General features: G+C 38.7%; 24 protein-coding genes. 12 read left to right on the top strand and 12 right to left on the bottom strand.

From position 1 onward, the window contains the following. Positions 1-205 (top strand): LPXTG cell wall anchor domain-containing protein (locus HMPREF2619_RS07230; protein ID WP_148130378.1); only part of this gene is annotated, 205 nt, incomplete at its 5' end. Positions 206-402: 197 nt separating this feature from the next. Here HMPREF2619_RS07230 and HMPREF2619_RS07235 read toward each other — a convergent pair. The 4 genes from HMPREF2619_RS07235 to nrdH form a co-directional block, all read right to left on the bottom strand. Continuing rightward, positions 403-1,170, bottom strand: a complete 768-nt coding sequence (locus HMPREF2619_RS07235) for a DeoR/GlpR family DNA-binding transcription regulator (RefSeq protein WP_070460381.1) — start codon at positions 1,168-1,170, stop codon at positions 403-405. A gap of 128 nt (positions 1,171-1,298) precedes the next feature. Beyond that, positions 1,299-2,261, bottom strand: coding sequence for a class 1b ribonucleoside-diphosphate reductase subunit beta (gene nrdF, locus HMPREF2619_RS07240; protein WP_070460382.1), 963 nt, complete (start codon positions 2,259-2,261; stop codon positions 1,299-1,301). A 173-nt stretch (positions 2,262-2,434) separates the two neighbouring features. Then, positions 2,435-4,594 (bottom strand): class 1b ribonucleoside-diphosphate reductase subunit alpha, encoded by a 2,160-nt coding sequence (nrdE, locus tag HMPREF2619_RS07245; RefSeq protein ID WP_070460384.1) that lies wholly within the window; start codon positions 4,592-4,594, stop codon positions 2,435-2,437. A gap of 68 nt (positions 4,595-4,662) precedes the next feature. Continuing rightward, entirely contained in the window at positions 4,663-4,881 is a 219-nt protein-coding gene (gene nrdH / locus HMPREF2619_RS07250; RefSeq protein ID WP_000259242.1) for a glutaredoxin-like protein NrdH, read from the bottom strand. Positions 4,882-5,244: 363 nt separating this feature from the next. Between nrdH and HMPREF2619_RS07255 the strand changes: the two genes are divergently transcribed. The 3 genes from HMPREF2619_RS07255 (at position 5,245) to udk (ending at position 8,009) form a co-directional block, all read left to right on the top strand. Further along, positions 5,245-5,508: a phosphocarrier protein HPr gene (locus HMPREF2619_RS07255; protein WP_000146952.1), complete on the top strand. Its 264-nt coding sequence runs from the start codon at positions 5,245-5,247 to the stop codon at positions 5,506-5,508. Between the two features lie 4 nt (positions 5,509-5,512). Beyond that, complete coding sequence (gene ptsP / locus HMPREF2619_RS07260; RefSeq protein WP_070460386.1) at positions 5,513-7,246, top strand: phosphoenolpyruvate--protein phosphotransferase; 1,734 nt, start codon at positions 5,513-5,515, stop codon at positions 7,244-7,246. Positions 7,247-7,370: 124 nt separating this feature from the next. Beyond that, the gene (udk, locus tag HMPREF2619_RS07265; RefSeq protein WP_006151141.1) at positions 7,371-8,009 is read left to right on the top strand and encodes a uridine kinase; all 639 of its coding nucleotides are present in this window, start codon (positions 7,371-7,373) and stop codon (positions 8,007-8,009) included. Positions 8,010-8,201: 192 nt separating this feature from the next. On the opposite strand, the gene HMPREF2619_RS07270 is transcribed toward udk, so the two are convergent. From HMPREF2619_RS07270 to HMPREF2619_RS07280, 3 genes are read right to left on the bottom strand one after another with little or no spacing between them, the layout of a single operon-like run. Then, positions 8,202-8,765: an ECF transporter S component gene (locus HMPREF2619_RS07270; RefSeq protein ID WP_045763904.1), complete on the bottom strand. Its 564-nt coding sequence runs from the start codon at positions 8,763-8,765 to the stop codon at positions 8,202-8,204. Continuing rightward, positions 8,749-9,300, bottom strand: coding sequence for a phosphopantothenoylcysteine decarboxylase (gene coaC, locus HMPREF2619_RS07275; protein WP_045763903.1), 552 nt, complete (start codon positions 9,298-9,300; stop codon positions 8,749-8,751). Before coaC ends, HMPREF2619_RS07270 begins: the two co-directional genes overlap by 17 nt. A gap of 11 nt (positions 9,301-9,311) precedes the next feature. Next, positions 9,312-10,001: a phosphopantothenate--cysteine ligase gene (locus tag HMPREF2619_RS07280; RefSeq protein ID WP_045763902.1), complete on the bottom strand. Its 690-nt coding sequence runs from the start codon at positions 9,999-10,001 to the stop codon at positions 9,312-9,314. A 141-nt stretch (positions 10,002-10,142) separates the two neighbouring features. On the opposite strand from HMPREF2619_RS07280, the gene HMPREF2619_RS07285 reads away from it, so the two are divergent. From HMPREF2619_RS07285 to HMPREF2619_RS07295, 3 genes are all read left to right on the top strand, one after another. Continuing rightward, a complete protein-coding gene (locus HMPREF2619_RS07285) occupies positions 10,143-11,342 on the top strand; it encodes a hypothetical protein (protein ID WP_080936322.1) in 1,200 nt (399 codons plus the stop codon). Continuing rightward, positions 11,323-12,798 carry a hypothetical protein gene (locus HMPREF2619_RS07290; RefSeq protein WP_045763901.1) on the top strand — a complete coding sequence of 492 codons (1,476 nt, stop codon included), beginning with the start codon at positions 11,323-11,325 and terminating at the stop codon, positions 12,796-12,798. Before HMPREF2619_RS07285 ends, HMPREF2619_RS07290 begins: the two co-directional genes overlap by 20 nt. Before the next feature lie 170 nt (positions 12,799-12,968). Further along, complete coding sequence (locus tag HMPREF2619_RS07295) at positions 12,969-14,639, top strand: formate--tetrahydrofolate ligase (RefSeq protein WP_070460388.1); 1,671 nt, start codon at positions 12,969-12,971, stop codon at positions 14,637-14,639. A 91-nt stretch (positions 14,640-14,730) separates the two neighbouring features. On the opposite strand, the gene lysS is transcribed toward HMPREF2619_RS07295, so the two are convergent. The 5 genes from lysS to HMPREF2619_RS07320 form a co-directional block, all read right to left on the bottom strand. Next, the gene (gene lysS, locus HMPREF2619_RS07300) at positions 14,731-16,221 is read right to left on the bottom strand and encodes a lysine--tRNA ligase (protein ID WP_070460390.1); all 1,491 of its coding nucleotides are present in this window, start codon (positions 16,219-16,221) and stop codon (positions 14,731-14,733) included. Positions 16,222-16,355: 134 nt separating this feature from the next. Then, on the bottom strand, positions 16,356-16,982 hold the full coding sequence (locus HMPREF2619_RS07305; protein WP_049526113.1) for a histidine phosphatase family protein: 627 nt from the start codon (positions 16,980-16,982) through the stop codon (positions 16,356-16,358). After that, entirely contained in the window at positions 16,979-17,464 is a 486-nt protein-coding gene (locus tag HMPREF2619_RS07310; RefSeq protein WP_070460391.1) for an aminoacyl-tRNA deacylase, read from the bottom strand. Before HMPREF2619_RS07310 ends, HMPREF2619_RS07305 begins: the two co-directional genes overlap by 4 nt. After that, positions 17,464-18,306 carry a DUF368 domain-containing protein gene (locus tag HMPREF2619_RS07315; protein ID WP_049526116.1) on the bottom strand — a complete coding sequence of 281 codons (843 nt, stop codon included), beginning with the start codon at positions 18,304-18,306 and terminating at the stop codon, positions 17,464-17,466. The genes HMPREF2619_RS07310 and HMPREF2619_RS07315 overlap by 1 nt, the downstream gene beginning before the upstream one ends. A 109-nt stretch (positions 18,307-18,415) precedes the next feature. Beyond that, positions 18,416-19,216: a glycoside hydrolase family 25 protein gene (locus HMPREF2619_RS07320; RefSeq protein WP_049526118.1), complete on the bottom strand. Its 801-nt coding sequence runs from the start codon at positions 19,214-19,216 to the stop codon at positions 18,416-18,418. A gap of 155 nt (positions 19,217-19,371) precedes the next feature. Here HMPREF2619_RS07320 and glmU point away from each other — a divergent pair, with 155 nt between their 5' ends. From glmU to pcrA, 5 genes are all read left to right on the top strand, one after another. Beyond that, entirely contained in the window at positions 19,372-20,751 is a 1,380-nt protein-coding gene (glmU, locus tag HMPREF2619_RS07325) for a bifunctional UDP-N-acetylglucosamine diphosphorylase/glucosamine-1-phosphate N-acetyltransferase GlmU (protein ID WP_070460393.1), read from the top strand. Between the two features lie 9 nt (positions 20,752-20,760). Next, a complete protein-coding gene (locus HMPREF2619_RS07330) occupies positions 20,761-21,324 on the top strand; it encodes an NUDIX hydrolase (protein WP_070460396.1) in 564 nt (187 codons plus the stop codon). Continuing rightward, on the top strand, positions 21,317-21,628 hold the full coding sequence (gene macP / locus HMPREF2619_RS07335) for a cell wall synthase accessory phosphoprotein MacP (protein WP_060955683.1): 312 nt from the start codon (positions 21,317-21,319) through the stop codon (positions 21,626-21,628). Before HMPREF2619_RS07330 ends, macP begins: the two co-directional genes overlap by 8 nt. A gap of 10 nt (positions 21,629-21,638) precedes the next feature. Further along, the gene (locus HMPREF2619_RS07340) at positions 21,639-22,334 is read left to right on the top strand and encodes a 5'-methylthioadenosine/adenosylhomocysteine nucleosidase (protein WP_070460397.1); all 696 of its coding nucleotides are present in this window, start codon (positions 21,639-21,641) and stop codon (positions 22,332-22,334) included. Between the two features lie 292 nt (positions 22,335-22,626). Continuing rightward, the gene (gene pcrA / locus HMPREF2619_RS07345) at positions 22,627-24,915 is read left to right on the top strand and encodes a DNA helicase PcrA (protein WP_070460399.1); all 2,289 of its coding nucleotides are present in this window, start codon (positions 22,627-22,629) and stop codon (positions 24,913-24,915) included. The last annotated feature ends 50 nt before the right edge of the window (positions 24,916-24,965 follow it).

The following is a 24,965-nucleotide window of genomic DNA, read 5'->3' on the forward strand; positions in this document are numbered from 1 at the left end:
ATCTGAGTCAGCATCAACAAGTGCGTCTACGATTCATTCGACTTCAACTAGTCAAGCTCCACAAACTGATACCACTAAGGCCCGTAAGCAATTACCAAATACAGGTGAAACTGCTTCAGCTACAAATGCTCTCCTTGGAGTTGTAGCAGGTCTAACCGGATTAGGATTAGTGGCTAAACGTCGTAAGCGTGATGATGAAGAATAAATCTTCTAACGATTCTATTAGTTGATTAATTCAATCAAAAAACCTGAAAGATATAACTTTCAGGTTTTTTAGTTTTATAATATTTGTGCTTGGTAAATATCTATAAACATTGCGGGAACTTTTTATAATTTTTGCAAAATAAAAAACTAGCCACGGAATTAGTAGTAGCTACTAGATTCTATGACTAGTTGTAGAGTTTAAGGTCTTGACTTGATAATTTTAGTTTGTTTAGACAGTGATTGGAGTGTTTCGTCACTTAATTTAGAATCAGTGATAATAGTGTCGATATCTGAAATATTATAAAATGTAAAGAAATCAAACTTATCAAATTTGCTATGGTCAGCTAGGAGATATTTTTTATTGGCGTTTTCTAGTGCTAATTTCTGTGCTTCACCTTCGTCTTCACTAAAAGTAGCGATAGCATGATCCTTGATACCATTACAACTAACGAAGGCTTTTGAAAATTGCAAACTAGCGATATCTTGAAGGGTTAGAGTACCTACAAAGGCTCCAGTAATTGAACGATAATTACCGCCGATTAAAATTAGGTCAGTTAGCTTACGCTCGTTTAGAATGAAAAATACAGGCAAACTATTGGTAACAACACGAATGTTATCGATAGGAAGTTCACGCGCAAAGAATTCTAATGTGGTACCTGGACCAATGAAAATAGTTTCTCTTTCTTCAACTAAGTGACCGGCAAAGCGAGCAATTTCTTGTTTTTCTGCTGTTTGTAGTCCTTGTTTTTCAACATTAGAACGCTCATTATTTAATAAGGAACCTGTTCGAAGTTTTTCAGCACCGCCATGAACTCGAACCAGCAAATCCTTATCTGCTAACTCTTGTAAATATCGTCTAGCTGTCATATCGGAAATATCAAGGCGATTCATAATCTCTTTAACAGTGATAGTTCCTTTTGTATTTACAATTTCTAAAATAGTATCTAATTTTTCTTGCTTCAGCATTGAACCACCCCCAAATCTAATATTATTTTATCATATTTTAAACAGCTAAGCAACTTAAAGAAAACAAAAATAAACAAAAAAAAACATCTAGTTTTTAAATAAACTTAGATGTTTTTTTAGGTTAGGTATTAATTTAGTCCATAGTTATAGTCATCATCCTGCATAGCTTCAACTTCACCAAGTAGATAACCATTACCAACTTGAGAGAAGAAGTCGTGGTTTGATGTACCAGTTGAAATACCATTCATAACGATAGGGTTGACATCATCAGCTGAATCTGGGAAGAGTGGATCTTGTCCCAGATTCATGAGTGCCTTATTAGCATTGTAGCGAAGGAAGGTTTTAACTTCTTCAGTCCATCCAACTCCGTCGTATAGGCTCTCAGTATATCCTTCCTCGTTCTCATAAAGAGTATAAAGGAGATCGTACATCCATTCTTTAAGTTTTTCTTGCTCTTCTTCAGCTAATTCATTGAAACCAAGTTGGAATTTATAACCAATGTAGGTTCCGTGAACAGACTCGTCACGAATAATCAATTTGATGATTTCCGCAACGTTGGCCAACTTGTTATTTCCTAGATAGTAGAGTGGCGTGAAGAAACCTGAGTAGAAGAGGAAGGTTTCAAGGAAGACGCTGGCAACTTTCTTTTCAAGTGGGCTACCGTTTAGGTAGATTTCGTTGATAATTTCAGCTTTTTTCTGAAGATATGGATTGGTGTTGGTCCATTCGAAAATCTCTTCTATTTCTGACTTAGTATTCAAGGTAGAAAAGATAGAAGAGTAAGACTTAGCGTGAACAGATTCCATAAATTGGATGTTATTGAAAACAGCTTCCTCATGTGGTGTACGGATGTCCGCGCGAAGGGCTTGAACCCCGGTTTCAGATTGCATGGTATCAAGAAGGGTCAAACCTCCAAAAACTTTACCAACAAGGTCTTTTTCCTTGTTAGAAAGCTTTCTCCAGTCATCTAGGTCATTTGACAAGGGAATACGCGTATCGAGCCAGAACTGCTCCGTCAGTTTTTCCCAGGTTGATTTGTCAATGACATCTTCGATGGCATTCCAGTTAATGGCTTTGTAGTAAGTTTTCATTTGAAATCTCTTTCTGTGTGTAGTAATGCGATAACGTAATCATTCTTATTTTATCATAATTCTATACTATAATCGAACAAAAAGTCGGAAGCCCGACTTTTAAATTCTTACATGATTTTATCAGCAAAATACGTTTAATGGATTAAGTAAATGTAATTTCTTTGAGAGTTGAATTAAATCACACAGCTCTCGCATTGGTTAGCACCGACTTCTCCACCATCATCTGTAAAGGTACGGACGTAGTAGATAGACTTGATACCTTTGTTGAAGGCATAGTTACGAAGGATAGACAAGTCACGTGTCGTTTGTTTGTTTTCTTTCTTCCATTCGTAAAGGCCTGTTGGAATATCACTACGCATGAAGAGTGTGAGTGAAAGTCCTTGGTCCACGTGCTCAGTCGCAGCAGCATAAACATCAATGACCTTACGCATATCCATGTCATAAGCAGAAGTGTAGTAAGGAATTGTTTCTGTTGACAAACCAGCAGCAGGATAGTAGATCTTACCAATTTTCTTCTCTTGACGTTCTTCGATACGTTGCGTAATTGGGTGAATAGAAGCAGAAACATCGTTGATGTAGCTGATCGAACCATTTGGCGCTACAGCAAGGCGGTTTTGGTGGTAAAGTCCATCTGCTTTAACTTTATCACGAAGTTCAGCCCAGTCAGCAGCAGTAGGGATAAAGATATCTTTGAAGAGTTCTTTAACACGGTCTGATTTCGGAAGGAATTCGCCAGTTATATACTTGTCAAAGTAGCTTCCGTTAGCATAGTCTGATTTTTCAAAGTTGTGGAAGGTGATACCTCGTTCACGCGCGATGTTATTAGATTCTACCAAGGTCCAGTAGTTCATAAGCATAAAGTAGATGCTTGTAAACTCAACAGATTCAAGAGATCCGTATTCAATCAATTGCTGAGCAAGGTAGCTGTGAAGTCCCATGGCACCAAGACCGAAGGTATGAGCTTGGCTATTTCCATGATCGATAGTTGGGACAGCTACGATGTGTGAACTATCTGTAACGAAAGTTAAGGCACGCACCATAGCACGGATAGAACGACCAAAATCAGGTGAAGTCATCATGTTGACCACGTTTGTTGAACCAAGGTTACATGAAACATCAGTACCCATTTTTAGAAATTCTTGCGCATCGTTGATAAGACTTGGTTCTTGCACTTGGAGAATCTCTGAACACAAGTTACTCATGATAATCTTACCATCAACTGGATTTGCACGGTTAGCAGTATCAATGTTAACGACATAAGGATAGCCAGATTCCTGTTGCAGTTTAGAAATTTCAGTTTCCAAATCACGCGCCTTGATTTTTGTCTTACGGATGTTTGGATTTGCGACTAGCTCATCGTATTTTTCTGTGATGTCGATGTAGTTAAAAGGTACGCCATACTCTTTTTCAACAGAGTATGGGCTGAAGAGGTACATTTCTTCATTTTTGCGAGCCAATTCGTAGAATTTATCTGGTACCACAACACCAAGTGAGAGAGTCTTGACACGAACTTTTTCATCGGCATTTTCCTTCTTAGTTGAAAGGAAAGCGATAATGTCTGGGTGGAAGACATTGAGGTAAACAACCCCAGCACCTTGACGTTGACCAAGTTGGTTAGAGTAAGAGAAGCTATCTTCAAAAAGCTTCATAACAGGTACGACACCAGAAGCAGCACCTTCATACCCTTTGATAGGTGCTCCAGCTTCACGAAGGTTGCTGAGGGAAATTCCCACGCCACCACCGATACGTGACAGTTGAAGAGCTGAGTTGATAGAACGTCCGATAGAGTTCATATCATCGGTTACCTGGATCAAGAAGCAAGATACCAACTCACCACGACGCGCACGGCCTGCATTCAAGAAAGAAGGAGTAGCAGGTTGATAACGTTGGTGGATGATTTCGTTGGCAATATCGATAGCAATCGCTTCATCACCATCTGCGAAATAAAGGGCGTTAAAGAAGACGCGGTCTTCCATGCTTTCAAGATAGTACTCCCCATCATTAGTTTTCAAAGCATACTGATTATAGAATTTATAGGCAGCCATGAAAGATTTAAATTGGAAGTTTTGATCCTTAATAAATTGATGCAGTTCTTCCAAAAATTCTGGACGGTATTTCTTGATAAATGCTGTCTCAATGTAGTTATGCTCAATGAGGAAGTTGATCTTATCCGTAATTGAGTTAAAAACCATTGTATTTGGTACAACATTTTCTTTAAAGAAGGCTTCTAAAGCTTCCTTGTCTTTGTGAAGCATAATTTGTCCATTAACAGGACGGTTAATTTCGTTGTTAAGACGGAAGTAAGTCACATCTTCAAGTTGTTTTAATCCCATAAAAAATCCTTTATCTAATTACAAAAGAAAGGCTTCTAAGGTAGACATAGAAGCTTTTGTCCTGATTCTTAAGCAAGTTGTTTGAGTTTACCTGGTTGGAAACCAGAGAAAACTTCTGTCGGTGTCTGAATAATAGGAGCAGCACTAAAGCCAAGCTCTTTTACTTGATCAATGTATTCAGGTTGTTCATCAAGATTGATTTCTTTATATTCAACATTATTACTGTCTAAAAAACGTTTCGTCATTTTACATTGGACACAGTTGTTTTTAGAATATACGGTTACCATTTCTGTAACTCCTCTTTAAAAATTTATTACTTTCTTAGTATATCAGAAAAAAAAACTTTGTCAACTTTCTAAAACTAAATCTTGTGTACTTATTTTACTGATTTTACTAACAAACACAATATATAGTGTAGTTTTGAAAAATAACGACAGAAAAATCAATGATTTCATTATAGACGTCTTAATAAAAACTACATACTGTGTTTTGTTAAATTTAATAGAAGATTTTCAGCAAGTTATCTGAAAGGAAATTGAAGAAAGTCCATAAAATACTTGAAAAATATCAATGAAGGTGATATAATACTAAATTGTAAGGGTTATCAGATATGTAACTCAACAAGAAAACTATTAAAGGAGAGTCAAACTATGGCTTCTAAAGATTTCCACGTAGTGGCAGAAACAGGTATTCACGCACGTCCAGCAACATTGTTGGTACAAACTGCTAGCAAATTTGCTTCAGATATCACTCTTGAGTACAAAGGTAAATCAGTTAACCTTAAATCTATCATGGGTGTAATGAGCCTTGGTGTTGGTCAAGGTGCTGACGTTACAATCACTGCTGAAGGTGCAGACGCTGATGACGCTATCGCTGCAATCTCAGAAACAATGGAAAAAGAAGGATTGGCATAAGGAAATGACAGAAATGCTTAAAGGAATCGCAGCATCTGACGGTGTTGCAGTTGCAAAAGCATATCTACTCGTTCAACCGGATTTATCATTCGAGACTGTTACAGTCGAAGATACAAATGCAGAAGAGGCTCGTTTGGATGTTGCTCTTGAAGCTTCTCAAAACGAGCTTTCTCTTATCCGCGAGAAGGCTGTAGGTACGCTTGGTGAAGAAGCGGCACAAGTATTTGACGCCCATTTGATGGTTCTTGCTGACCCTGAATTGATCGGTCAAATCAAAGAAACTATCCGTGCTAAGAAAGTGAATGCAGAAGCAGGTCTGAAAGAAGTTACAGACATGTTTATCACAATCTTTGAAGGCATGGAAGACAACCCATACATGCAAGAACGTGCAGCGGATATCCGCGACGTAACAAAACGTGTATTGGCTAACCTCCTTGGTAAAAAATTGCCAAACCCAGCTTCTATTAATGAAGAAGTTATTGTGATTGCTCACGACTTGACTCCATCTGATACAGCTCAATTGGACAAAAACTTTGTAAAAGCTTTTGTAACAAACATTGGTGGTCGTACAAGTCACTCAGCTATCATGGCTCGCACACTTGAAATCGCTGCAGTTTTGGGTACAAACAACATCACTGAAATCGTTAAAGATGGTGACCTGCTTGCCGTTAACGGTATTACAGGTGAGGTCATTATCAACCCTACTGAAGAACAAGCAGCAGAGTTTAAAGCAGCTGGTGAAGTTTACGCTCAACAAAAAGCTGAGTGGGCACTCTTGAAAGATGCTCAAACAGTTACTGCTGACGGTAAACACTTTGAATTGGCAGCAAACATTGGTACTCCAAAAGACGTTGAAGGTGTTAATGACAATGGTGCAGAAGCTGTCGGTCTTTACCGTACAGAGTTCTTGTACATGGATTCTCAAGACTTCCCAACTGAAGACGAGCAGTACGAAGCATATAAGGCTGTTCTTGAAGGAATGAACGGTAAACCAGTTGTCGTTCGTACAATGGATATCGGTGGTGACAAGGAACTTCCTTACTTCGATATGCCACATGAAATGAACCCATTCCTTGGATTCCGTGCTCTTCGTATCTCTATCTCTGAAACTGGAGACGCAATGTTCCGCACTCAAATCCGTGCACTTCTTCGTGCTTCTGTACATGGTCAATTGCGTATCATGTTCCCGATGGTTGCGCTTTTGAAAGAATTCCGTGCAGCTAAAGCAGTCTTCGATGAAGAAAAAGCTAACCTTCTTGCTGAAGGTGTTGCAGTTGCGGATGACATCCAAGTTGGTATCATGATCGAAATTCCTGCAGCAGCTATGCTTGCAGACCAATTTGCAAAAGAAGTTGACTTCTTCTCAATTGGTACAAACGACTTGATCCAATACACAATGGCGGCAGACCGTATGAACGAACAAGTTTCATACCTTTACCAACCATACAACCCATCAATCCTTCGTTTGATCAACAACGTTATCAAAGCAGCTCACGCTGAAGGTAAATGGGCTGGTATGTGTGGTGAAATGGCTGGTGATCAAACAGCTGTTCCACTTCTTGTCGGAATGGGCTTGGATGAGTTCTCTATGTCAGCAACATCTGTACTTCGTACACGTAGCTTGATGAAGAAACTCGACACTGCTAAAATGCAAGAATACGCTAACCGTGCTCTTACTGAATGTTCAACAATGGAAGAAGTGCTTGAACTTTCTAAAGAATACGTTAACTTCGATTAAACAATTACAAATCCTTGTAGCTTCTAGCTATGAGGATTTTTTCTTCTATTTTGTAGAAAACTCCATCTGTAAAATTTATCAAAAATATGGTAAAATAGACAAGGGAAAAAACAAGGAGGCTACAATGCAAAATAGACCAATCATTATCGGAGTAACAGGTGGATCTGGAGGAGGAAAGACAAGCGTATCTAAAGCAATCTTGTCGCATTTTCCAAACGAGAAAATAGCTATGATTGAGCATGATTCCTACTATAAAGATCAATCTCATCTAACCTTTGAAGAGCGTATTAAGACCAACTATGACCATCCTTTTGCTTTTGATACTGATTTGATGATTGAGCAAATCAAAGAGTTGTTGGCAGGTCGTCCAGTTGATATTCCTACCTATGATTATGCTGCCCATACCAGAAGTTCTAAAACTTATCGTCAAGAACCTCAGGATGTCTTTATCGTAGAAGGAATCTTGGTTTTGGAGGACAAACGACTTCGTGATTTGATGGATATCAAGATTTTCGTAGATACAGATGATGATGTTCGTATCATTCGCCGTATTAAACGTGATATGGAAGAACGTGGTCGTAGCCTAGATAGCGTTATTGACCAGTATCTTGGTGTGGTAAAACCCATGTATCATCAATTTATTGAGCCAACAAAGCGTTATGCAGATATCGTTATTCCAGAAGGAGTAACCAATACAGTAGCTATTGATTTGCTGACGACAAAAATTGAAAAGATTTTAGAAGAAGCACGTCTAGCTCAATAATAAGTAGATAAAAGGCTGTTGGAAAGTAAATATTTTTCTAAGATTGAAGCCTTTTCCAATATCAGTGAGTCTTTACAATCATACTTTTAGATAGTCTCGTCAAAGGGACTTTTAGAAGTCTGTAATCTTAATTAAATACAGAGTCAGTTACTTGGGGCAAATAAAAATCGAGGTCGGGATTTTCCCGACCTCTTATTTTTTGATTTTTTCAAGTCTCGGAACAATAACTAGGGTAAGTATTGCTGAGATAATCAGTTCTGCGATAGAGTTTGTTGAGATAACAGTAGCTAATAGTTTTTGGATATTTCCGTCAAAAACATTTCCAAAGAGGAAGAAGATACCGCCTAAAACAAATACAGTGTTGGTAAGTGAACCGAGTGCTCCCGCGAAGATGAGCCCTGCCTTGTTTTTGAGGAGTTTATAGACAAAGTATGGAGTTAAACCAATAAGGATGCGTGGTACAATCGCAATAACTAGGGAGTAGATGTTACCATTTGGTACAAATGGAGAGAAGAGGTAGCTGGTTGGGAGAATTGTGATTGTATTGACTGTCAAGCTAATCATCCCCATCAAGAAACCTAAGATGGCTCCAATTCGTGGCCCGTAGATGATACTAGCAATGATGACTGGAATATGGACAATGGTCGGTTTAATTGGAAAGGGCAAGACATTAAAGATAATAGAACTCAGCAGATGAATGACAATCATGCTGGCAAAAAAGATAGCAATTGGAGCAATATTAGAGCGTTTGTTCATGAAGTTTTTCCTTTATCTGTTGTAAAATAGTATCAAGATCAGCAAGAGCACCCCGTCCTACGTCTCCACAGGCCAGTTGGGATTCTTTAGGAGAAATAATTGTGTAACCATAATTTTCCAAAGTTTTTAGGTTTGCTTGAGTTGCTGGATGGTCATACATTTTGGTATTCATAGCAGGTGCTACTAGTTTTGGAACATAGTTTGGCAAAGCAAGAGCAGTAGCAGTAACCATATTGTCGGCAAAACCGTACGCGACTTTCGCAATCGTATTAGCGGTTGCAGGGGCAAGGATAAACAAGTCTGTTTCTTTTCCTAGCTCGATATGATTGACTTTGTCAGGATAAGGTTCTTCCATAAGATCGAGATGAACTGTATTTTGTGATAAGACTTGAAGGGTTAAAGGTTGAATAAAGGCAGTCGCAGCCTGGGTCATGAGTACAGTCACAGAATGCCCTTGTTTCTTCAAGCCACTTACCAAATCAGCAGCCTTGTAAGAGGCGATAGAGCCTGTCACAGCGAGTGTAATACGAGCCATAATTTTCCTTTCTAACGATCAAATCCCTGAATTTTTTCCAATAATAAGTCAGCAATTTCTTGTTTGCTAGCAGCAATCTGATAATCTTTTTCTTCTACTAGATAAGCCAGGTGTTGATCAGCATTAATCTGAGTGAGGTCATTAGCGACAATCAAGTCTGCTTGATTCTTTTCAAGACTTTCTCTAGCGATTTGAATTAGATGCTCCTTAGTAACATCGACAAGCAGTTTAAAGCCAATGAGATGGATACTTGGATTCCATTTTTTAACAAGAGAGATGATCTTTGGATTTTTCTTGAGAAATAGGACTTGCACCTCATCCTTAGAGGAGATCTTTGTTTCCATATTTTTCTTATGCAAAAACTCACTTAAATCTTGGCTTGCTTGGACTTGGTCAAGACCAGTCATGTAAACAGGACTATAGTCAGATACTGCCATGGAATGAATCAAAACTTGATAATTAGGAAGAATCCGTTTCATCTCTTGGAGTAAATCGGAAGTGTTTTTGATTTCAATGATGGATAAATTTGAGTGTGGTGCTGGTTTTAACGCTTGTTGCGTAGTAATCAGACAAACTTGGTGACCAGCATTTAGTAAAGTCTCAGTTATTACTTTACCAAGTCTACCAGTAGAGTGGTTGGTAATGGAGCGAACTCGATCTATTGCTTCGCTTGTACCACCAGATGTAACTAAAATTTTCATAGAACTATTGTACAAAAAAATGAGCAGTAAGTAAAATGAAAGCGATAAAATATAACTAAACTTTATAACTATATTATTATTGACAATTAATTTAAGATATAAGATAATTATTTTAGTTATAGATGAAAAGGGGAAGCCGTTATGGACTTTTTTAAGTTTGCAGATAATATGGTTAAAGAAGCTAGTAAAGTAATTGATGATGCTAGTAAGACAACTAGTAGCGTACTTAATGAAGCTGGAAAAGCTTTAGATAGCGCTGGGAAAGTTACAGGAGATTTATTATCAGATTCTGTAAAAGTAATAGGAGATGTATCAAATAAGATAGGAAATGTTGTTTCAGACGTTTCAGGTCAAGCTGCTACAGTAGCGAATGATACTGTTCAACAAGTAACAGAGGTTGCATCTGGCACGCTTAATCAAGCTGGTAAAGTTGCAACGGAAGCAAAATCACAAATTGATTCAATAGATCTTTTTAATGGTAAACTAAGGTCCGAAGCCGTTGAGAACTATCATGAATCTATTCAAACATATAATGAAAAAGCCACAGATCTAACGAATAAATCGACTGAGCTTTATAAAAGTAGAGACAAGGCGATCAAAGTTGTCAAAATCATTGAAGAAAGAATTAGTAAATTAGCAAATAAACCGAAAGAATTTGAAACAAAATTAGACGAAATAATTGTTGAAATACAGAATTTCGAAGATAAGCAGTTAGCTATTACTCAGGCAATCAAAGAAGCAGAATTAGCCAGCGGTAGTACGGCAGCTACAGCTTCTTTAAGTGCTTTAGGTGTGACAGTCGCAACTTTAGGTCCTACTGCAGCTATGGGAGTTGCAACTACTTTTGGTGTCGCATCAACAGGAACAGCAATTTCTAGCTTGACAGGTGCAGCAGCAAATAGTGCGGCATTAGCTTGGTTAGGTGGAGGAAGTCTAGCAGCAGGCGGAGGAGGTATGGCTGCTGGCAATGCCTTTTTAGCCATGGTGGGCCCTGTTGGTTGGGGGATTGCTGGCTTAATGTTAACAGCGTCTGTCGGAGCAGGTGTTTTTGCTAATAAAAAAAATGAAGAAGTAGCTAAAGAAGCGCTTGATGAACAAAAGAAAATTGAGTTATTAATTAGACAAACTGATAAATCAATAATAGAAATTAGTGAATTAATTAATTTAATTGAAAAGCAAACTGAGGAGATTTATTTAGCTAATCTTTCTTTAATTGGAAAAGATTATAACTTATTTACAGATGATGAAAAGTATCAAGCAGGTAGTTTAGTAAATTCAACCCTCTCACTTACTTCGATGATTAATAAGGAAATTAAAATAAATGATGAATCAGGCTGTTAATAGAGCATTTTATCAAGGGATAGGTGCATATGTCAATTGTTTAAACAACTTGAGAATTCAAGACTTACAAATTGCTATGAAAATGATTGATGATGAAGCTCGACATGTCATTTTAAACAAGGACAATGCCTCTAAAATCTTAAACTATGCTCGAAATAACATTGAAGACGTTATTCTAAAGAATCGTGGAGGTGAATACGGCGGTCACGGTTTTATTGCTGAATTTGCAGAAGCAGGAATTGTGAATGCGAGAAGAGCTTTTGAAGGATTAAATCCTATTGTAAAAGTATTGAATGATAATGGACCAGCCGATTTATTAATTGGTAGAAATACCATTCAAATGAAGTTTTATAATAATTTACGTGATGAACTATGTCAATCTTTTCATTACAGTAAAAAAATGAAAATGATGTTTCCAAAAGATCACGTGTTAGTATACGAAAAAATTATGGCTGGCGCCAAAGAAGTTGAATTTAATGGTAAAAAATTGTCTATTAAACAAATTACTGATATACGACAAATGATCAATGATATTACCGAAAGAAAGGGACTTACTTCATATAAATCTTGGATGAAATCATCTGTTCTAAATTATGATGATGCTCAAAGAAATTCAATTAATAAAGTATTAGACTTAGAGAAAATAAAAATTGATAAAAAGGTCAAAGTAAAGCGGAGAGAATTAGCTAAGAAGAAAATTCTTGCCAAAAAAAATTCTTTACCAAATTTAAGAGAAGCTAACAAGATTGCAAAAAATACTTTTCTTTTACAAGGTGGTTTAGCATTAATGTCAGCTGTGTATGGGAAAAACAAAGAAGGAAAAACAATTTTTGAATTTGAACAATCAGATTGGTTAGACTGTGGATTAGAAACAGTGGAAGGTGCGGTAAAAGCTTCTATATCAGGTTACGCGATTTATGGTCTCACTAATGTTTTTAAAATGAGTGCTCCTTATGCAAGTGCGTTTGTAACAGCAAGTTACGGCATGGTAGATATTATTACTAAACTTAGAACAAATGAGATTACTGAGGATGAATTTATAAATTTTATAACTATCAATACATTGGATACAACATTAGCGACAATTGGTTCATGTGTTGGTCAAACACTTATTCCTGTCCCTGTCTTAGGAGCAGTAGTAGGTTCAATTGCTACTTCAATAATTTGGGAAATAGGCAAAGGGATTTTAAGTGATAGGGAACAGGAATTAATTCAAAATTACAGGGAAAACTTAGATAACCATATCAAAAACTTAGATGATAAATACAAGATTATTTTTAATGATATTATAGATAAATATCATAAACTAGGACGATTACAGGATTACTCTTTTGATTTATCTATCAATATACGTCTTCGTTTTGAGTATTCAATTGAATTAGCTGAGCAAATAGGAGTTTCTAATAGTCAAATTCTACACAATTTATCAGAAATTGATAGCTACTTTTTGAATTAGTCGAAATCTTAATCTATAGTTAAAACCTATAAAGGCATATAAAAATTTAAAAAGAAGCCAAGAAAGTCTGAAGTGTTGTGATATTTACGAACGTTATCAAGCTTTATGACTGTTAAAAATATTATTTTATGATATAATGAATTAACACATTTGAGGTAGAGGAGTTTGTTATGAAAACAGATATTGAAATTGCACAGAGTATCGAGCTAAAACCAATCGTTGATGTTGTAGAGAAACTTGGCATCTCTTACGATGATTTGGAATTATACGGAAAATACAAGGCTAAGCTTAGCTTTGATAAGATTCGTGAAGTTGAAAGCAATCCAGTTGGTAAATTGATCCTGGTGACTGCCATCAACCCAACACCTGCTGGTGAAGGGAAGTCAACCATTACCATCGGACTTGCTGATGCTTTAAATAAGATTGGTAAGAAAACCATGATTGCTATTCGCGAACCTTCTCTTGGACCAGTCATGGGGATTAAAGGTGGTGCAGCTGGTGGTGGTTATGCTCAAGTACTACCAATGGAAGATATCAACCTTCACTTTACTGGGGATATGCACGCTATCACAACTGCAAACAATGCTCTCTCTGCCTTGATTGACAATCACTTGCACCAAGGAAACGAGCTAGGAATTGACCAACGTCGTATTCTTTGGAAACGTGTGGTTGACTTAAACGACCGTGCTCTTCGTCATGTAACTGTTGGACTTGGTGGTCCTCTTAATGGAATTCCTCGCGAAGATGGATTTGATATCACTGTTGCTTCAGAAATCATGGCTATCCTTTGCTTGGCAACTGACATTGAAGATTTGAAACGTCGCTTGGCAAATATCGTCATCGGTTACCGTTATGACCGTACACCTGTTTCAGTGGGTGATCTACAGGTTGAAGGTGCCTTGGCATTGATTTTGAAGGATGCTATCAAACCTAACTTGGTTCAAACAATCTATGGAACACCTGCCTTTGTACATGGTGGACCATTTGCCAATATCGCCCATGGCTGCAACTCAGTTTTGGCAACGAAAACGGCTCTACGTTTAGCAGATTACACAGTGACAGAAGCTGGCTTTGGTGCAGACCTTGGTGCAGAGAAGTTCCTGGATATCAAGACTCCAAACTTGCCAACAGCTCCAAGTGCAGTAGTCATTGTAGCGACTCTTCGTGCCCTTAAAATGAATGGTGGAGTGGCTAAAGATGCTCTGACAGAGGAAAATGTGGAAGCAGTACGTGCTGGATTTGCAAACTTGAAACGCCACGTTGAGAATATTCGTAAGTTTGGTATTCCAGCAGTTGTTGCTATCAATGAATTTGTTTCTGATACAGAAGCTGAAATCGCTGCTTTGAAAGAACTATGTGCTTCAATCAATGTACCAGTCGAATTGGCTAGCGTATGGGCTGATGGAGCTGAAGGAGGCGTTGCTTTGGCTGAAACTCTTGTCAAAACAATTGACGAAAATCCAGCAAACTACACACGTCTCTATGACAACGACCTTTCTGTTCAAGAAAAAATCGAAAAGATTGTGACTGAAATTTACCGTGGTAGCAAGGTTAACTTTGAGAAGAAAGCTCAAACCCAAATTGTACAAATCGTACAAAATGGTTGGGATAAACTGCCAATCTGTATGGCTAAGACTCAGTACAGTTTCTCAGATAATCCAAATGCACTTGGAGCACCTGAAAACTTTGAAATTACCATTCGTGAATTGGTACCAAAACTTGGTGCAGGCTTCATCGTAGCCCTTACTGGTGATGTTATGACCATGCCTGGTCTTCCAAAAAGACCTGCTGCTCTCAACATGGATGTTGAAAGCGATGGAACTGTTCTTGGATTATTCTAATTGAACAACAAAAAAGACAAGCTCAAAATCGGGTTTGTCTTTTTATTAACACAAAAAAATCTCCTAGAATGTGACTAGGAGATTTGTATTTTTATTTCATAGTTGGGAAAAGAAGTACATCACGGATAGTAGTAGTATCAGTGAGTAGCATGCAGAGACGGTCGATACCGATTCCCAAACCACCTGTTGGAGGCATACCATATTCAAGGGCTTCGATGTAGTCGTAGTCAATGCCAGTTGCTTCATCGTCACCAAGTTCTTTGGCTTTGGCTTGAGCTTCAAAACGGCTAAGCTGGTCGATTGGGTCGTTTAACTCAGTAAAGGCATTTCCGTATTCTTTAGTCATGATGAAGAGTTCAAAACGGTCAGTAAAGCGTTCGTCTTCAGGGTTCTTCTTAGCAAGTGGTGATACAGCTACTGGGTGACCATAGACAAAAGTTGGTTGAATCAATGTTTCTTCTACAAATTCTTCAAAGAAAGCATTGATAATGTGACCGACTTCAGTATAGTGTTTCTCAACTGGAACTTTCTTCTCAGCAGCGATAGCTTTAGCTTCTTCGAAGGTCATATCTTGCCAGAAATCAACACCTGTAATTTCTTTGATAGCGTCAACCATGTGTACACGTTTAAATGGTTCGTTAATCTTGATTTCAGTTCCTTGATAGTTGACTGGGCCGTCGCCTTTGACTGATTTAGCAGCGTGTTGGATAATGCCTTCAGTTAAGTCCATAATGTCTTGGAAGTCTGCATAAGCTTGGTAAACTTCGATAGAAGTGAACTCAGGGTTGTGGGTAGCGTCCATTCCTTCGTTACGGAAGATACGGCCAATCTCATAAACACGTTCCATACCACCGACGATAAGACGTTTCAAGTGAAGCTCAGTCGCGATACGAAGCACCATATCAATGTTTTGTGCATTGTGGTGAGTGATAAAAGGACGAGCAGCAGCACCACCAGCTTCGTTATGAAGAACAGGTGTTTCCACTTCAAGGAAGCCTTTTTGGTCAAGGTAACGACGGATTTCAGAGATGATTTTTGAGCGAGTAACAAAGCGTTCAAAGCTTTCACGGTTTGAAATCAAATCAAGGTAACGTTTACGGTAAATAGTTTCAACGTCTGTTAAACCGTGAAATTTCTCTGGAAGCGGACGAAGGGCTTTGGACAAGTGAGTGATATGTGTAGCCTTGATAGAGAGTTCTCCCATATCTGTACGCATAATTTCACCTTCGACACCAAGGAAGTCTCCTAAGTCAGCTTTTTTAAAGATTTCGTAGTTTTCTTCACCGACTGCATCTTTACGAACGTAGATTTGGATTTGACCTTCGCGGTCTTGAAGGTGGGCAAATCCAACCTTACCTTTACCGCGCTTTGTTACCAAACGTCCAGCGATAGTAGCAGTCTCGTTCAATTCATGTAGTTGTTCCTTATCGAGGTCAGCATATTTATCTTTTAATTCTTGTGAGTTAGCAGTGCGTTCAAATCGTTTACCGAATGGATCGATTCCTTGTTCGCGGAGCGCAGCCATTTTTTCACGGCGAACGATCTGCTGGTCATTTAGTTCTTCCATATGTTCTGTTGACATTTTTTCCTCCTAGTTTTTACTCAATTCTTGATACGATGAGTCTTTTTTGCGATACTCCCATTTTATCATAAAAGTCAAATAAATTCACGGATATTCTACAAAATCTAAAAAGAACTTAACAGTGATTGTTAAGTTCAGTTATTATCTTGATAAGAAGTGTCGTTCCATACTAATAGGTTGAAGTTTGTAAAGTCTTGGGTTTCCAGAATAGTAACACTAGCATTTGCTAGACCCCCATCTTTTCTAAGTAGCGGAGTATCATATCCTAGAAGAGTTCGAATACTGGCTGTGAGATTGGCTCCGTGACCAACAATCATGACATGTTCAAAAGGTTTGGACTCTAATGATTTGACAAATTGAGTGGTACGCTGAGTTGTTTGATAGACAGACTCTGCACCAAACAAAGTCGAATCAAACTTAGCTAGATTGGTACGAAAAGCTTTTAATTGCTCGGGATAGATGGCTTCTAAGGTTGCAAATTTTGCTCCTTCAAGTTTCCCGAGTTGCCACTCTCTTAGAGAGGCTATTTCTACTAAAGGACAACTGTCTTTCAGTTGACTTTGGATAATTTGAGCAGAAGTTTTAGCCCGAGGAAGATCACTAGAATAAATCACATCAAATGGAGTTTCTTGGAGATACTGCCCCAATTTTTTTAAGGTCTCAATGGATTCCTCAAGGAGTGGAGAGTCACCACTTGCTCCTTGAAAACGTCCCTCAAGATTCCAAAGTGTTTTACCGTGACGAATAAAATAGAATTTCATGTGTTACTTGCCTCCAAGATATCTGCAAATTCAGCTTTAACAAAGGGTGCTAGATCTTGAGGATTGATAATGATACTATGACCAACCTCCCCTGCAGAAACAATCATTTCATTTAATTTAAGCGCAGTTTGGTCGATAAAGATAGGATAGTTATGTTTTTGACGAATCCCAACTGGATTATTGGCACCGTGGATATAGCCTGTTGTTTTTTCTAGGTCTTTTTGTGGAATCATGCTGACTTTCTTATTACCAGAAATCTTAGCCAGTTTCTTTTCAGAAAGGTGTTCAGTGATAGGAAGGATGCCGATAATGGGTCCAGTCTTATCTCCCAGAAGTGCTAGAGTCTTGAAAATTTGACTCTTTTCATAACCTTGAGGCATCTCACCTTCCAAGGCATTAATTTGAATACCCGTATGGTTTATTCCTGCCTTGGTTAAAATTTGTTGGACCAAGGTTTTCTTAACTTTTACTTTTTTTGCCATTATTTATACTTATCCTCCAATTGACTCATCCAGATTCCCAACCAAATCCCTAGTGCGAAGAAGAAAGCAATCAGTACATATGAAACTAGTGACAAACCACTGTAACTAATACTTTCAGCATTGCCAGCGTTTGGAATAAGAATCAAGAGGGTACTTGATAGTACAATTCCAATGATAAAATGATACACACGTGAGTGATATAGGCGAAGAGCGTAGTCCATGAATTTTGAAAAGATAATCAGAGTGATAAGAAGCCCAATCCCAATTGGTAAGAAGGTTCCTAACAAATCAAAAGTTTTGAACCCTGTTAACATAGGGCCATAAAGGCCAAGAATCAACAGAAGATTGGAAGGACTAAGCCCTGGAACCAAAATTCCAAGCGCCAACAAACAACCAGCCAGTGTAAAGTTAAGGAAGCTTGCAGATAGAGAACCAACTACAAAATTCAAGGCGTAGAGGGCAAGACCTGAGATGATGAAGGTTGCCCAAAACCATATGTGGTCAACCTTATCTCTATCAGAATCACGAGTTGATTCTTTGACAAGACTTGGGATGGTACCAATGATAGCTCCAGCAAAACTCCACAATACATAAACTTGATAATTTTCTAAAAGATACTCAATTGGATAAGAGAAAAGTCCGATGCCCAGTAACATCCCAATACCGACAGGAAGGAAAAAGAGCAAATCTTCTTTTAAATTCTTAAAAGGATGGGCAAGAAAACGAATCATTCTCTCATAAATTCCCAAAATAGCGGCAAGAACGCCACCAGAAATCCCTGGTAGAATGAAACCTAGGGCGATTACAATTCCTTTAATAATTTTTGATAGCCATGATAACATAGAGGGCCTCCGAGATTTATATTCTATATAGATAAAACAGTGATTTAATACTGAAAAATAAAGAAAAGCAAGCAGAAAGCAATGTCTGACTTGCTTATTGTGATAGTGATTAAGGATTTAAAAACAATTTTCTAAAGGTTTCTTCCTTGTTCTTTGATGAAGAAATAGTGTTCAAATCGAGGTGATGTTCAAATCCACCAAGATTTCCATGGGAAGTGTATTGGTGAAGGTCGTAGCTAAGATCTGTTTTTGGAGCACTCTCATAGTGACCTGAGTTGGTTCCATAGGAAGGTATCCAGATAGCCGAGTAATTATCAACGCTGATACTATGTTCCTCCATAAAGTAAACACCAACATAGATACCAATATTTTTTGCTCCCAATGAAGCTAATTTGGCACGAAAGGCCTCAACTCCCTGATTCATGTCAGACATAGTCTTTTCTTCAACATCAAGCCAATAGTAGCTAGGATTGTAAGGTGAAGCGGCGTTATAGAAGGCTTCAGCAGCTTTTTCCATTTCTTCGACATTTTTTCCAGCTACATAGGCGTAAACAGCAACTGGAATATTTCGTTTTTGAAACTCTGTGATATGCTCCTTGTAGACCTTATCGACTCCATTTTTATAGGCAGCGTCATTTTCTTCAGAAACTTGAGCTCCACTATGAACCCGAACAATCGCACCTGAAATATTTTGAGTTAAGGTGTCATAATTAATCTCAGATGGTCTTTGCCAGCCAGAAACATCAATAATCGGCTTGTTGATATTATGTAAAGCTTGAGTTTCTACTTGAACTGGATTTTGCTTTGTTTTGACTGGATGGTCTTCAAACTTGGGTCTGTTAATGATTAAAATCCCCACGATAGTCGCTAATACAGTAAAAATAAAAACAGGATTTATTTTCTTTCTCATACTTTTATAGTGTATCGTAAATGGTGAAAAAAATCAAAAAAAATACTCAAAATCCTCTAGGAAATGCAATGTTTTATAGCACTTGCCCTCTTTTGTGTTTGAATGAACAAATTTATGATATAATATAAGGGAATTTCTATAGAAAAGAGAAAAATATGTCAAATTATGCAGTTATTTTAGCAGCGGGTAAAGGTACTCGTATGAAATCAGATCTACCAAAAGTCATGCACAAGGTTGCAGGAATTTCTATGCTGGAGCATGTTTTTCGTAGTGTAGGGGCAATCAAGCCTGAAAAAACAGTAACGGTTGTTGGTCATAAGGCAGAGCTAGTTGAACAAGTTTTAGCTGGTCAAACTGATTTTGTGAGACAGTCTGAGCAATTAGGAACTGGTCATGCGGTTATGATGGCTGAGCCAATTCTTGAAGGACTTTCCGGACAAACATTGGTTATTGCTGGTGATACACCACTAATTACCGGTGAAAGTCTAAAGAACTTGATTGATTTCCACGTTAATCACAAGAACGTAGCTACAATTCTTACTGCAGAAGCTGAAGATCCGTTTGGTTATGGTCGTATTGTTCGTAACGAGAATGCTGAAGTACTTCGTATCGTGGAGCAGAAGGATGCGACTGATTTTGAAAAACAAATCAAGGAGATCAATACAGGAACCTATGTCTTTGATAATGCTCGTCTCTTTGAAGCACTTAAGAATATCAATACCAATAACGCTCAAGGCGAATACTACATCACTGATGTTATCGGCATTTTCCGTGAAGCAGGGGAAAAAGTTGGTGCCTATACTCTGAAAGACTTTGATGAAAGTCTCGGAGTTAATGACCGTGTTGCCCTTGCGACAGCTGAAGGCATTATGCGTCGCCGTATTAACCAAGCGCATATGGTCAATGGGGTTAGTTTTGTGAATCCTGAAGCTACTTACATTGACATTGATGTTGAGATCGCTCCAGAAGTTCAAATCGAAGCAAATGTAACCCTCAAAGGTTCTAGTAAGATTGGTGCAGGAACTATTTTGACCAACGGAACTTATATCGTTGATAGTAGTATCGGTTCAGGGACAGTGATTACCAATTCAATGATTGAGGAAAGCTCAGTTGCTGATGGCGTTACAGTTGGTCCTTATGCTCATATCCGTCCAGGATCAAGCCTTGCAAAAGATGTGCATATTGGAAACTTTGTTGAAGTCAAAGGTTCAAGCATTGGTGAAAATACCAAGGCAGGTCATTTAACTTATATTGGTAACTGTGAGGTTGGTAGTGATGTCAACTTCGGTGCAGGAACGATTACTGTAAATTACGATGGTCAACACAAATTTAAAACAACCATTGGAAACAATGTTTTCGTTGGATCTAATTCAACTATCATTGCTCCAGTAGAACTTGGAGATAACTCTCTTGTTGGAGCAGGTTCAACCATTACTAAAGATGTCCCAGCTGATGCCATTGCTATTGGACGAGGTCGTCAAGTCAATAAGGATGAATATGCAACTCGCCTCCCTCATCATCCTAATAATAAATAGGAGCTAACGATGGAATTCGAAGAAAAGACTATAAGTCGTAAAGAAATCTATAAAGGACCGATCTTCCAATTGGTTCAAGACCAGGTTGAACTACCTTCTGGCAAAGGTAGAGCGCAACGTGATTTGATTTTCCACAATGGAGCAGTTTGTGTCCTTGCAGTCACTCCAGAAAATAAGATTGTCCTTGTTAAACAATATCGCAAGGCGATTGAAAAAGTTTCTTATGAAATTCCTGCAGGTAAACTTGAAATCGGGGAGAATGCAGAACCAGAAGCAGCAGCCCTTCGTGAATTAGAGGAAGAGGCAGCTTATACTGGAAAATTAAGCCTTCTCTATGATTTTTACTCAGCGATTGGATTTTGTAACGAGCGCTTAAAACTTTACTTGGCAAGCGATTTGACAAAAGTTGAAAATCCTCGTCCTCAGGATGAAGATGAGACTTTGGAGTTGCTTGAAGTCAGTCTTGACCAAGCTAAAGCATTGATCCAGTCTGGAGATATTTGTGATGCCAAGACCATCATGGCTATCCAGTACTGGGAATTACAAAAAAATAGTGGAGGAACCCATGGGTAAACCTTTATTAACAGATGAAATGATTGAACGTGCCAATCGAGGAGAGGACATCTCGGGTCCTCCCTTGCTAGATGATGAGGAAACTAAGATTTTACCGACTTCTTCTCAAAATTTTGGCTATTCACGAACCAGAGATCATGGTTTTAGCCAGGATACACTGACCATCGAAGTTGAACCTTCTATTCACAAAAGTCGTCGGATTGAAAATACTAAGAGAAATGTCTTTAATTCTAAATTAAACAAGATTCTATTTGCAGTTATTTTTCTCTTGATTTTGTTAATTCTAGCAATGAGATTTATTTAAGGGGTCTATCATGAAAATTGGAATTATAGCAGCTATGCCAGAAGAGCTAGTTTACTTGATTCAACACTTGGACGATGCCAGCGAAGAAAAGGTTCTGGGAAACAGCTATCATACTGGTAAGATTGGTTCTGCCGAGCTTGTACTTGTAGAGAGTGGAATCGGAAAAGTCATGTCTGCGATGAGTGTCGCTATCTTAGCGGATCACTTTCAGGTGGATGCAGTGATTAATACTGGATCTGCTGGTGCAGTGGCAAATGGGATTGCAGTAGGCGATGTAGTGATTGCAGACAAGCTTGCCTATCACGATGTTGATGTGACTGCCTTTGGCTATGATTACGGTCAAATGGCTCAACAGCCTCTCTATTTTGAATCAGACAAAAAGTTTATCAGTTTGATTCAAGAGAGTTTGTCTAAACTGGAACAAACTTGGCATTTAGGTTTGATTGCGACAGGAGACAGTTTTGTTGCTGGAGAAGATAAAATCAAAGCGATAAAAGAGCACTTCCCTCAAGTTCTTGCTGTAGAGATGGAAGGGGCAGCTATTGCTCAAGCAGCTCACGCTTTGAACCTACCTTTCTTAGTCGTTCGTGCCATGAGTGACAATGCCAACCATGAAGCATCCGTTTCCTTTGATGAATTTATCGTAGAAGCAGGACGTCGTTCTGCCCAAGCCCTAATGACGCTTTTGCAGTCTATAAAGGATTAATAGAATAATTACTGAGAGTGGGACAGAAATCGGTAATTCGTTAGAATTCGATTTCGTCGTCCCACCTCCGCAAAGTTGAGTAGGGCTGTAAAAGCTGATGAAATCAGCGTAGTAGAGCCCACTCAACCACTGCGTCTTGCTCGATAATCAAAAGAGAATTAAGAGGCTAGGACTTTTGTCCCAGCCTTTTCTTGTCTTGCCAACTAAAATAATCAGAAGGCTCCTAAGAAAAGTTATTTTCAAACTTTTTTGATATAATAGAAACATTGACTTGAAGAATAAGGAAGAGAAAATGAACGAATTATTAAAGGGGATGAATGACCGTCAATCCGAGGCCGTTCAAACCACAGAAGGACCCTTGCTGATCATGGCGGGGGCGGGTTCTGGTAAGACTCGTGTTTTAACCCACCGTATTGCCTACTTAATTGATGAAAAGATGGTCAATCCATGGAATATCTTAGCGATTACCTTTACCAATAAGGCTGCACGTGAAATGAAGGAGCGTGCTTATGGACTCAATCCAGCTACTCAGGATTGTTTGATTGCGACCTTCCACTCTATGTGCGTGCGTATCCTACGACGCGATGCGGACCACATTGGCTATAATCGCAATTTCACGATTGTGGATCCTGGAGAACAGCGAACGCTCATGAAACGCATTCTCAAGCAGTTGAACTTGGATCCTAAAAAATGGAATGAACGCACTATTTTGGGAACCATCTCCAATGCTAAGAATGATCTGATTGACGATGTTGCTTATGCTGCCCAGGCAGGAGATATGTACACGCAAATTGTAGCTAAGTGTTATACGGCCTATCAGAAAGAACTTCGTCAGTCAGAGTCGGTGGACTTTGATGACTTGATTATGTTGACTCTGCGTCTCTTTGATCAAAATCCCGATGTTTTGACTTATTACCAACAGAAGTTCCAGTATATCCACGTTGATGAGTATCAAGATACTAACCACGCCCAGTATCAACTCGTTAAACTCTTGGCTTCTCGTTTCCAAAATATCTGCGTAGTTGGGGATGCTGACCAGTCTATCTATGGTTGGCGTGGTGCTGATATGCAGAATATCTTGGACTTTGAGAAGGATTATCCTCAAGCCAAGGTTGTTTTGTTGGAGGAAAATTACCGCTCAACCAAAACCATCCTCCAAGCTGCTAATGACGTTATCAAAAACAATAAAAATCGCCGTCCTAAGAATCTATGGACTCAAAATGCGGATGGAGAACAAATTGTCTATTATCGTGCTAATGATGAACAAGACGAGGCTGTTTTTGTAGCCAAAACCATCGATGAACTTGGTCGTAGTCAAAACTTCCTTCACAAAGACTTTGCAGTTCTTTACCGTACCAATGCCCAATCTCGTACTATTGAAGAAGCTTTGCTCAAGTCCAATATTCCCTATACCATGGTTGGTGGAACAAAATTCTATAGCCGTAAGGAAATTCGTGATATTATCGCTTATCTGAATCTCATCTCTAATTTGAGTGATAATATTAGTTTTGAGCGCATCATCAATGAACCAAAGCGTGGCATTGGACCAGGAACTGTTGAAAAAATTCGAGACTTCGCAAACATGCAAGAAATGTCCATGCTAGATGCTTCAGCCAATATCATGTTATCAGAAATTAAGGGTAAGGTAGCCCAGTCTATTTGGGACTTTGCAAATATGATTCTGGATTTGAGGGAGCAACTGGACCAATTAACAATTACAGAGTTGGTTGAGGCTGTCCTTGAAAAAACTGGTTACGTAGATATTCTCAATGCCCAGGCGACTTTGGAAAGCAAGGCTCGTGTTGAAAATATCGAAGAGTTCCTTTCTGTTACCAAGAACTTCGATGATAATCCAGATAATCAGGAAGAGGAAACTGGCTTGGATAAGCTCAGTCGTTTCCTCAATGACTTGGCCTTGATTGCAGATACAGACTCTGGCAGTCAGGAAACATCAGAAGTAACCTTGATGACACTCCATGCGGCCAAGGGACTCGAGTTTCCAGTTGTATTCTTGATTGGGATGGAAGAAAATGTCTTTCCACTTAGTCGTGCAACAGAAGACATGGATGAACTAGAAGAGGAACGCCGTCTAGCCTATGTCGGTATCACGCGCGCAGAGAAAATCCTTTATCTAACCAATGCTAACTCACGCTTGCTGTTTGGTCGAACGAACTATAATCGCCCAACACGCTTTATCAATGAGATTAGTTCAGATTTGTTAACTTATCAAGGTTTGGCGCGTCCTGCTAATAGTAGCTTCAAAGCATCCTATAGTAGTGGAGGTGTCGCCTTTGGTCAAGGCATGAGCCTAGCTCAAGCTCTACAAGATCGTAAACGCAACGCAGCACCAAGATCCATTGAATCAAAAGGACTACCTTTTGGACAGTTTGCTGCTGGATCAAAATCAACTTCAAGTGAAACCAGCTGGTCTATTGGTGATATTGCCCTTCATAAGAAGTGGGGCGAAGGAACTGTTCTAGAAGTTTCAGGAAGTGGATCTACTCAGGAATTGAAAATCAATTTCCCAGAAGTTGGCCTCAAAAAACTTTTGGCCAGTGTGGCGCCGATTGAGAAAAAGTAAGTTTTCTAAATGAATAAGATTGAGGTTGGGACAAAAGATCCCGACCTCAC

The organism is Streptococcus sp. HMSC074B11 (assembly GCF_001808705.1).
Taxonomy (GTDB): domain Bacteria; phylum Bacillota; class Bacilli; order Lactobacillales; family Streptococcaceae; genus Streptococcus.